The following is a 9,401-nucleotide window of genomic DNA, read 5'->3' on the forward strand; positions in this document are numbered from 1 at the left end:
ATGCTGCGACAGCCAAATTTGATAGCCTGCTCTCGCCTCTCACGACCATCAAATTTGCTTGCCGCTTACCTCAAAACCTATCTTCAAATTTGACGCCGTATATTAATTTCCATCGTCAAATTTTACCCTCGCTCGCCCCGTCAAAAATCTTAAATTTGACGCGCAAAAAATATTTTTTAACTTTCCCTCGCTTTTTACGCCCGATTTTGGCTATAATTTCAACCAAAGCAGATCGCGGTCGCGATTTACGTTTGCATAAATTTATCTTCATTACGGTTTTTGCAAATTTACCCAAACCCGAGCTCAAATTTGCGCTTGAGTTTAACGAAGTTCCGCGTGTCGGAAAAATTTTCTACGGATCAGAGTATGCATTTTATCGGTATTGACATCGGCGGTGCGTCGTTAAAGGTCGCCGTTATGAACGAACGCGGCGAATTTTGCGAGCTGTTTTTGCTGCCAAGCGGCTTTAGCGCGGTCAAGGTCGCGCGCCAGATCAAGCAAGCTTTAGAGCAAAAAGGCTACGTAGGGGGCTTCGTGACGGCTACGGGCTACGGACGCGTTAGCGTGGAGTACGCGCGTCTTAGCATGAGCGAAATTTTATGCCATGTCCTTGGAGCACACTTTCTATTTGAGCAAGACTGCACCGTCATAGATGTGGGCGGGCAAGACATGAAGGCGATCCGGTCGCAAATATCGCCGAACGCTACCTTAAAATCCCCTGTTCGGTGATGTATCAAAACGACGCCAGAGGCGATATTATCAAGGAATTTATCCGCGAATATCAAGTAGGCGACATCATCGATGTCGTGGACTGCCACACCTACGCAACCCTGACAAACAGGATCAAAGAGGCAAGCCGCGAAGCCGGAGCAAACTATATGAGCTTGGAGACCGACTACTCCAAACAGGACGTAGGGCAAATCCGAACGCGCCTAGAGGCGTTTATAGAACTGCTTTAAGCTGGTAGCTCGAAATTTTAAAATGAAGAATTTTCTAAATTTAAAAACAAACCAAAGAAAGGAGAGGTTAGATGAAATTTAAAGAAGTAGACGAATCTCGTCGCGGCTTTTTAAAAGGAGCTTTGGCAGCGGCAGCCATCGCCGGACCCAAATCTATGCTCGCAGGCTTCACGCCGTTTAAGCCTGATTCGCTGCAGGTTTGGTCGTGCGGAGGACTATCTGAGGCTTTTGCGCAGATAAACGCAGCGTACGAGTCCAAAACGGGGCATAATATCCAGTACACCGGCGCCTTTGCGGGGGCGCTCGGGAAGTCGCTGCTAGCCTTACAGGGCAAGACGGAGGTTTTCGGCGCCCGCGTTTTGGAGCTAAGCCAAAAACTACGCAAAGCTGGCCTTAGCCTCCGCTTTAGACCGCTATGTTTTACCGACTATGTTTTAGTAGTGCCAAAAGGCAATCCCGCGGGCATTCGCGATCTGAAGGATCTAGCGGAACCCGGCGTGCGGGTGATGCTGCCGCTAAGGGCTTCGCCTCCGGGCAGCGGACCGGTAAAGGGAATTTTGAAAAATTCCGGCCTTACTGAGCCTGTTATGAAAAATATGGTAGCCAACGGAGCGTGCGTAATTACTATGATGTGCGATCTCGTAGACGGCAAGGGCGATGCGTCCATCATCGAAAAGCGCCTAACGACGCACGATAGATTTAAAGACAGGATCGAATATATGCCTATCGACGAGAAACTCATCCCGCCCGGGCCGCTTACGTTTACGCTAAATATTATGAAATACGTAAAAGACGAGAAGCTTGCCGATGACTTTGCGGACTTCGTCTGCTCGGACGGGCAGGAAATTTTTGAGCGACACGGCTTTACCTCCATCCATTCGGCGCGTGGGCTTGAACTCATAGAAAGGTTTGGTGTAAAAGATGTTTAGTATCGTAAATATGGCAAAGATGAAAAAAGTCTCTAGGCTAACTAAAATTCGTCGTTTGGTGCAGCTGATTTTTATCGGCGCGATCGGACAATGGGCGTATTATGGAATTTTTAGATGCCCATTTATCGTGCCTTTCGTAAACTGCCAATCCTGTCCGATCGTTACGTGCTGGGGGCGGATCGCGACCGTGTTTTTCGGCTTTTGGCTGTTTATACCCGTGCTGGTTATTTTCCTCGGGCGCGCGTTTTGCGGCTGGCTTTGCCCGGGCGGATTCGTAAATCAAATGCTGGGCAAATTTGCCGCTTTTAAGCTTAAGCTAAAAAATAACAGGAAGCTACGATATGCGCAGATAGGCATGGTTATAGCCATTTTGCTTAGCGCGGGCGTATATTTTATCTACGGCAATCCTCGCGTCATGATCCCTATCCGCACCAGCGACGAGTATCTCAACGCCGTTATCATGTCCTTTAAATTTTCCGACTGGTACTGGGCGGTTCGCACTGCCGTCGTCGTGGCTCTTATCGCCGCGTCCTTGATCGTCGCAAATTTATGGTGCCGCTTCGCCTGTCCTAGCGGCGGCATAATGGAGCTGCTGCGTAAAATTTCAATATTTCGCGTTTATAAAACAGATGCCTGCGATAACTGCAACGCCTGTTTGCGCAAATGCGAAATGGGCACGAGACCGGACGAGATGAACTGCACGAACTGCGGCGATTGTATGGATGTTTGCCACGCGGACGCCATCAAATTCGGAAGGAAAAAAGATTGATGAATTTTTTCGCCAAACCCTCCTTCGACAACCACCCCTGCTTTAGCAAAAAAGCGTCCGCCGTCTGCGGGCGCGTACACCTTCCCGTAGCGCCGCATTGCAATATCCAATGCAATTTTTGCAACCGCATCTACGACTGCGCCAACGAAAATCGCCCCGGCGTAACGGGGAGGGTGCAAAGCCCGGATGAGGCCGTGGAATACGTGGAAAATCTATTTAAATTTAGACAGGATATCTCTGTCATCGGTATCGCAGGGCCAGGAGATCCTATGTGCGATGCCGACAAGACCCTAGCGACTTTTGAAAAATGCAAAGCCCGCTTCCCTCACGCCCTACTTTGCCTATCCACAAACGGCCTATCTTTGCCCGAGCACGTGGATGATATCGTGCGCATCGGCGTGAGCCACGTGACGGTGACCGTTAATGCCGTAACGCCCGAAGTGGGCGGCAAAATTTATGCGTGGGTGCGCCACAAAAACAAAATTTATCACGGCGAGGATGGCGCTAGAATTCTTGGGGAGCGCCAAGAGGAAGGAATCCGCAAGCTAAAAGAAGCCCGCATGATCGTAAAGATCAATACGGTCGTAATACCTGGCGTAAATATGGCTCACGTCCCGCAAATCGCGGAAAAAGCTAAGGAGTGGCAAGCCGATATCATGAACTGTATGGCGATGATCCCCGTGCATGGCACCCCTTTTGCAAATATCAAATCGCCCTCAAACGAAGAAATTCGCAGCATGCGAAAGCTAATCGGCGGTTCCATTCATCAAATGACTCACTGCAGCAGGTGTCGCGCCGACGCATGCGGCAAGCTTTGCGAAGGGTAAAAGCTTGCTTTGCGGCGGGTTTGTCGGCTTTTTATCGGTGCGGCAAATTTAAATTTATATCGCGGTCGCGATTTTTACGATTTTATTTTCAAATTTTATAAAAGGAGTTAGCATGGAGCTAAAACAGATTTTAAAACTAGGTCGGCGATTGCCGTTTGTTTAAATTTAGCAAGCGCAGAATCGCTCGAGCAGATCAAAAGGGGCGGCGTGATCACTATCCTGGCCGAGGGCGTGTATTAGCCGTTTTCGTTTCATAATGAAAAGACGAACTAATGGGCTACAACGCCGAGATAGTAAAAGCCGTCGCAAACAAACTAGGACTAAAGCCTAAATTTATCGAAGCCTCGCGGGATGCTATGTTAGCAGTGTTTGATGCAGGCAAAGCAGACACCGTGTTTAACCAGGCAAGCATCACCGAAGAGCGCAAGAAAAAGTATGACTACTCCGTGCCGTACATGACCTCGTACTCGGCAATCATCGTGCACGAGGATAAAGACGATATCAAGAGCCTTGCCGATCTAAATGGTAAGCGCTCTATGCTCTCGGTAAATAACATGTGGATACCGACCGTCGAAAAATACAGTGCAAAACTCGTCGTAGCGGATAGTCTAAGCAACCAGATAAATCTCATAATCACCAAGTGCGCCGACGACATGATAGACGACGCTGCGATGTTCTACGACTACAAAAAGCACCCAAAAACCCCGATAAAGCTGATAAAAGCGGGCGAATGTCCGATGTACACGACCGCAATCGTGCATAAAGGTAACGCCGAGCTACTAGAAGCAATAAAAAGCATTAAACGAGCTACGAGCCGAAGGCAAACTAAAAAAATATCGATGAAATATTTTGATAAGGATATTTCGGAATAAATTTAAAAGCGGCGGGCGGGTAAATTTAAAATTTGCAAATTTAAAATTTATGTAGCCAAATTTATTTTTCAAACTATCTTTTGACTCAAATAGATTTTTTAAATACTATTTTATAATTTTTCTACATAACATAAAACAGGTATTTTGACACCAAGAAGTCGTTAAACTAAATTTAGTAAGATTATTTTTGGCTATAGGGATATTTTGCGTAAGACTCATATAAATTTGAATACTTCAAGAACAAATAAGCAACTTACAAAAAGTTAAAGAAACTTTTTGTAAGAGTATTCTGTTTTTTAGCGCTATTTGCCCTCTTCAAATGCGCCTGCAGATAAGATTTTAGCTATTCTGGCATTTAAAAGCTCATCCACTTTTAGCTTTTCAAGTTTATCTAGCTCGGTTATAAAATAGCTCGCGAGCGCTTTTACGGCACTCTCTTTATCTCTATGAGCGCCGTTTATCGGCTCTTCTATGACATCGTCTATTAAATTTAAGCTTTTTAGATCATCAGCAGTTATTTTCAGCGCTTTGGTAGCTTGCTCTTGTTTTGACGGGTCGTTCCAAAGTATAGCTGCGCAACCCTCCGGCGAGATAACCGAAAAAACTGAATTTCGCATCATGGCTAGCTTGTCGGCTACGCCTATGGCTAGAGCCCCGCCGCTTCCGCCTTCGCCTATAACGACGGCTATCATTGGGGTTTTTAAATTTGCAAATTCAAATAAATTTCTAGCTATCGCCTCGCTTTGACCGCGCTCCTCAGCTGCAACGCCCGGATATGCGCCTGGAGTATCTATTAAAAATAGTATCGGAAGTCCGAATTTCTCAGCCATTTTAGCTACTCGCAAAGCTTTACGGTAGCCCTCTGGATGAGGCATGCCAAAATTTCTTTTTAGTTTATTTTTGGTTCCTCGGCCCTTTTGCTCGCCTATAACGACGACTTTTTTAGAGCCTATATAGCCGATAAAACAAACTATGGCTCCATCATCGCGATACGCTCTATCGCCGTGAAGCTCATAGTAATCCCTCATCATGCCTTTGATGTAATCAATAGCATAAGGGCGATCCGGGTGACGAGCTAAAGCAAGGCGCTGAAACTCGTTAAGATTTTTGTAAATTTTAGCAGTCTCTTTTTCTAAATTTTTATTTAGAATTTCTACCGCATGTTCATCGCCGCGAATCCTCGCATTTGCGATATCATCATCTATTTGCTTAATACCTTGTTCAAAGTCTAGATAACTTGCCATTATATCTTCTTAAATATAATAGAGCCGTTCGTACCGCCGAATCCAAAAGAGTTACTCATAACGGCGTTTAGCTCAGCTTTTCTAGCCACGTTTGGCACATAGTCTAGATCGCACTCCTCGTCTTTGGTTGCGTAGTTAATTGTAGGCGGTATAAGGCCTTCTTGCATAGCCATTATGGATACGACAGCCTCTATCGCGCCAGCCGCACCAAGGCAGTGTCCCGTTTGCCCCTTAGTAGAGCTAACCGGAGGCACATTGCCGCCAAAAAGAGCTTTTAACGCTGCAGTTTCGTTTTTATCATTTGTCGGCGTCGAGGTGCCGTGTGCATTAATGTAGTCGATCTGTAAATTTCCAGCCATTTTCAAGGCCTTTTTCATCGCAGAAAGCGGTCCTTCAAGCGAAGGCGAAGTGATGTGATATGCATCGCCGCTCTCGCCAAAACCGACCACCTCGGCATAAATTTTAGCCCCTCTAGCCTTAGCGCTTTCATACTCTTCAAGTACGAGCGCACCGCTTCCTTCACCCATTACAAAGCCGTCTCTGTCTTTATCAAAAGGTCTTGATGCCGTCTGTGGATCGTCGTTTCTAGTAGAAAGCGCCTTCATAGCCGCAAATCCGCCGATGCCTACGCCGCAAACCGTAGACTCGGAGCCTACGACTAGCATTTTTTGCGCTTCACCGACCATAATGGTTTTAGCCGCCTCAATGATGGCGTGAGTAGATGCCGCGCATGCGGTTACGCTAGAGATATTAGGCCCTTTTAGGCCATGCTCTATCGAAACTATGCCGCCCAGCATATTTACTAGCGCAGAAGGTATAAAAAATGGAGAAATACGTCTCGAGCCTTTTTCAAGCAAGATATTGGAGTTTTTTTCGATATTAGGCAAACCGCCTATGCCGGCAGCCGAGCTAACACCGAAATTTTCAGCGTCAAATTCGCCGAAATTTGCATCAGCCATAGCCTCTTTAGCAGCTTTTAATCCAAGCTGGATAAATCTATCGACCTTTTTAACCTCCTTAGCATCCATAACGCTAAGCGGGTCAAAGTCCGTTATCTCGGCAGCAATCTGAACTGGAAAATCGCTCACGTCAAAAGAGGTTATCTTTTTTACGCCGGTTTTACCTTCGCAGATAGCCTTAAATGAACTATCTTTGTCGAGCCCTAAAGCGTTGATCATCCCAATCCCGGTTACTACGACTCTTTTCAAGATCTCTCCTTACAAAAACTTATTTGTTTAGTTTCTCGATGTAGCTTACGACGTCGTTTATAGTGATCAGCTTCTCAGCGTCGCTATCAGGTATCTCTACCTCAAATTTTTCCTCAAGAGCCATAACTAGCTCAACTACGTCAAGCGAGTCTGCGCCTAGATCTTCGATAATCTTAGACTCAAGCTTTACCGCATCTGGAGCCACGCTTAGTTGCTCGACTACTACGTCTCTTACGTCATCAAATATTGCCATTTTCTTCTCCTAAAAATAAAAATTTCGTGATTTTAATATATTTTAGCTTAAACTTTCGCAAAAACGTAAAATTTACGCGCTTACATATATAGTCCGCCGTTGATCTTTAGCGTCTCGCCCGTGACGTAGCTAGCGTGATCGCTTAGCAAAAACGCCACAGCTTCGGCCACTTCGCTAGCGCTTCCAAATCGCTTTAGCGGGATGTTGTCGCTGTAGGTTTTTTTGATCTCGTCGCTTAGCTCGCTCGTCATATCAGTCTCGATAAAGCCCGGAGTTACGCAGTTGAAACGAATATTTCTCGCCGCGCCCTCTTTGGCGAAGCTTTTGTTCATCGCGATCATTCCGCCCTTGCTCGCAGCGTAGTTTGCCTGTCCGGCATTGCCCATCTCGCCCACGATCGAGGCTACGTTTACGACGGCGCCGAAGCGTTTTTTGCTCATTACTTTTAGCGCCTCGCGGCATCCGATAAAGGCCGAGGTCAAATTTGCGCCTATCACGCTAGTAAAATCCTCCGTCTTCATGCGAAGCGCGAGCTTGTCGTTTGTGATACCGGCGTTATTTACGAGGTAACTTAGCTCGCCGTCGGCGTCCGCGATCAAATTTATCGCTTTTATAAACTCATCCTCGTCCGTCGCGTCAAATTTAACCACCGCGGCCTGTCCGCCGTTTGCTACGATTTCAGCTTGCAATGCATCGGCAATTTCTGGCTTTGAGCGGTAGTTTATCCACACTTTTAGCCCCATTTGCGCTAGGGTTTTGGCTATCTGCGCGCCGATACCGCGGCTTGCGCCGGTGATTAGCACGTTTTTTCCGCTAAATTTCATTTTTTCTCCTTGATTTCAAATTTGACCCGCATTTTATCAGACGAAAGCTAAAAAACCGATTTTGCGGCGCAAAACCCGCTGGCGTAAATTTTAGCCAGCTATCTCGTCAGCTCAAAGCTAAGATCGATCAGATCCTCCACCTGCTCGGACGCGATTTTGGAGCTTAAATTTACGCTGATCCAATGCTTTTTATTCATATGATAGGCGGGCAAAATTTGATCACCGTCGCGCAAAATCGCCGCGAGATCGGGCTTGCATTTTAGATTTAGTATCTCTAGCGCTTCCCCGCTTTTAAGCCCCAGCTTGCCGCCGTCCACGCGCATAAAAACGGCGAACCATTTTCGGTTTTTCGCGTGGCGAAACACGGCAAATGCGGGGTGCTTGTCAAATACTCGCTCGCCCTGCGCGCCGAATTTCTCCTTTATGTAGCTAAAAACTCGCTTCCGTGCGGGCATCACTTGCCTCCTTTGCAAAAGCAGGCGTCCAGATGATCGTCCACTACGCCCGCGCTTTGCAAAAACGCATAGACGCTCGTGGGTCCCAGAAATTTAAATCCGCGCTTTTTCATCTCTTTTGCGACGAAATCCGCAAGCGGCGTGGTAGCTGGGATCTGCTTTATGTTCTCATAGTGATTTATGATGGGCTTGCCGTCAAATTTGGGATCGAATTTAGGCAAAAGATAGCCCCAAAGATAGTCGTAAAAGCTGCCAAACTCGCTTACGACGGCGAGGAATGCGCGGGCGTTTGCGGCGAGCGAGTTTAGCTTTAGGCGGTTTCTGATGAGTGCTGGATTTTGCATAAATTTTGCCGTCTGCTCCTCGCCGTAGAGCGAAATTTTATGCGCGTCAAATCCGTCAAACGCCGCTCTCATCGCCTCGCGTTTAAGCAGCACCGCATGCCACGAGATACCCGCCTGAAAGCCCTCAAGCACGATGAGCTCGAAAAATTTCGCATCGTCTTTTATGAGCTTGCCCCACTCCTCGTCGTGATATACGCGCTCTAGCTCGCTTTTCTCCGCCCAGTCGCAGCGGATTTTAGGTTTTTGAGTATTTTGCAAATTTAGCTCCTTGTTCGTACAAATTTGAGAGATTGTAGCGAAATTTAGGTTAAGAATGATGACGGGGAATCAAATTTTACCCGACAAAATTTGATTTAAAAATTCGGAAAATTTGAAAGTGATTGAAGCCGTTTTTACAAAATTTAAAAGTATCGCAAGCCGAATTCTCGAATTTAATCTTAAATTTGACCCGCGATACGAAATAAGATTTGAAAGTATTTCGAGGCGCTTTTTAGGGTTGCGCGGCTAAAATTTTGCACAGGCTAGACAAAATAGTCTGTCAAGCAAAATTTTAGCAAGCTCCGCAAAAAGCGTCCGAAAGACGCCGCAAATTAGCCTATATTCTCTCCCGCAATCATACCAAACGTTAAGCAGTCAGCTATCGCTACGCTACCTAAGCGGCTAGCTCCGTGTACGCCGCCGGTGATCTCGCCTGCGGCAAATAATCTTGGGATCGGC

General features: G+C 46.7%; 12 protein-coding genes. 6 read left to right on the forward strand and 6 right to left on the reverse strand.

Translation table 11 applies throughout. The annotated features are described in order from the left end of the window. Positions 1-366: 366 nt before the first annotated feature. The 6 genes from H7R39_RS10985 to H7R39_RS11010 all read left to right on the forward strand — a co-directional run bounded on the left by H7R39_RS10985 (position 367) and on the right by H7R39_RS11010 (position 4,356). Positions 367-729, forward strand: a complete 363-nt coding sequence (locus H7R39_RS10985) for a BadF/BadG/BcrA/BcrD ATPase family protein (protein WP_185899375.1) — start codon at positions 367-369, stop codon at positions 727-729. Then, positions 729-959 (forward strand): 2-hydroxyacyl-CoA dehydratase family protein, encoded by a 231-nt coding sequence (locus H7R39_RS10990; RefSeq protein WP_323874604.1) that lies wholly within the window; start codon positions 729-731, stop codon positions 957-959. The genes H7R39_RS10985 and H7R39_RS10990 overlap by 1 nt, the downstream gene beginning before the upstream one ends. A 71-nt stretch (positions 960-1,030) precedes the next feature. Further along, positions 1,031-1,888 carry a substrate-binding domain-containing protein gene (locus H7R39_RS10995; RefSeq protein WP_185899377.1) on the forward strand — a complete coding sequence of 286 codons (858 nt, stop codon included), beginning with the start codon at positions 1,031-1,033 and terminating at the stop codon, positions 1,886-1,888. After that, entirely contained in the window at positions 1,881-2,657 is a 777-nt protein-coding gene (locus H7R39_RS11000) for a 4Fe-4S binding protein (protein ID WP_185899379.1), read from the forward strand. The genes H7R39_RS10995 and H7R39_RS11000 overlap by 8 nt, the downstream gene beginning before the upstream one ends. Further along, entirely contained in the window at positions 2,657-3,484 is an 828-nt protein-coding gene (locus H7R39_RS11005) for a radical SAM protein (RefSeq protein WP_185899455.1), read from the forward strand. The genes H7R39_RS11000 and H7R39_RS11005 overlap by 1 nt, the downstream gene beginning before the upstream one ends. Before the next feature lie 272 nt (positions 3,485-3,756). Then, positions 3,757-4,356 (forward strand): transporter substrate-binding domain-containing protein, encoded by a 600-nt coding sequence (locus H7R39_RS11010; RefSeq protein WP_228724786.1) that lies wholly within the window; start codon positions 3,757-3,759, stop codon positions 4,354-4,356. A gap of 302 nt (positions 4,357-4,658) precedes the next feature. Here H7R39_RS11010 and accA read toward each other — a convergent pair whose 3' ends face one another. From accA to H7R39_RS11040, 6 genes are all read right to left on the reverse strand, one after another. Then, positions 4,659-5,600, reverse strand: a complete 942-nt coding sequence (gene accA / locus H7R39_RS11015; protein WP_185899381.1) for an acetyl-CoA carboxylase carboxyl transferase subunit alpha — start codon at positions 5,598-5,600, stop codon at positions 4,659-4,661. Next, the gene (locus tag H7R39_RS11020; protein ID WP_185899383.1) at positions 5,600-6,808 is read right to left on the reverse strand and encodes a beta-ketoacyl-ACP synthase II; all 1,209 of its coding nucleotides are present in this window, start codon (positions 6,806-6,808) and stop codon (positions 5,600-5,602) included. The genes accA and H7R39_RS11020 overlap by 1 nt, the downstream gene beginning before the upstream one ends. 19 nt (positions 6,809-6,827) lie before the next feature. Beyond that, positions 6,828-7,061 (reverse strand): acyl carrier protein, encoded by a 234-nt coding sequence (gene acpP / locus H7R39_RS11025; RefSeq protein WP_002953553.1) that lies wholly within the window; start codon positions 7,059-7,061, stop codon positions 6,828-6,830. Positions 7,062-7,141: 80 nt separating this feature from the next. Beyond that, positions 7,142-7,885 (reverse strand): 3-oxoacyl-ACP reductase FabG, encoded by a 744-nt coding sequence (fabG, locus tag H7R39_RS11030; RefSeq protein ID WP_122873334.1) that lies wholly within the window; start codon positions 7,883-7,885, stop codon positions 7,142-7,144. Between the two features lie 98 nt (positions 7,886-7,983). Next, complete coding sequence (locus tag H7R39_RS11035; protein WP_185899457.1) at positions 7,984-8,340, reverse strand: MmcQ/YjbR family DNA-binding protein; 357 nt, start codon at positions 8,338-8,340, stop codon at positions 7,984-7,986. Then, on the reverse strand, positions 8,340-8,942 hold the full coding sequence (locus H7R39_RS11040) for a DNA-3-methyladenine glycosylase I (RefSeq protein WP_185899385.1): 603 nt from the start codon (positions 8,940-8,942) through the stop codon (positions 8,340-8,342). The genes H7R39_RS11035 and H7R39_RS11040 overlap by 1 nt, the downstream gene beginning before the upstream one ends. Between the last annotated feature and the right edge of the window lie 459 nt (positions 8,943-9,401).

Origin of the sequence: Campylobacter massiliensis, assembly GCF_014253065.1 — a bacterium.
In the GTDB taxonomy this organism is placed as follows: Bacteria; Campylobacterota; Campylobacteria; order Campylobacterales; family Campylobacteraceae; genus Campylobacter_A; species Campylobacter_A massiliensis.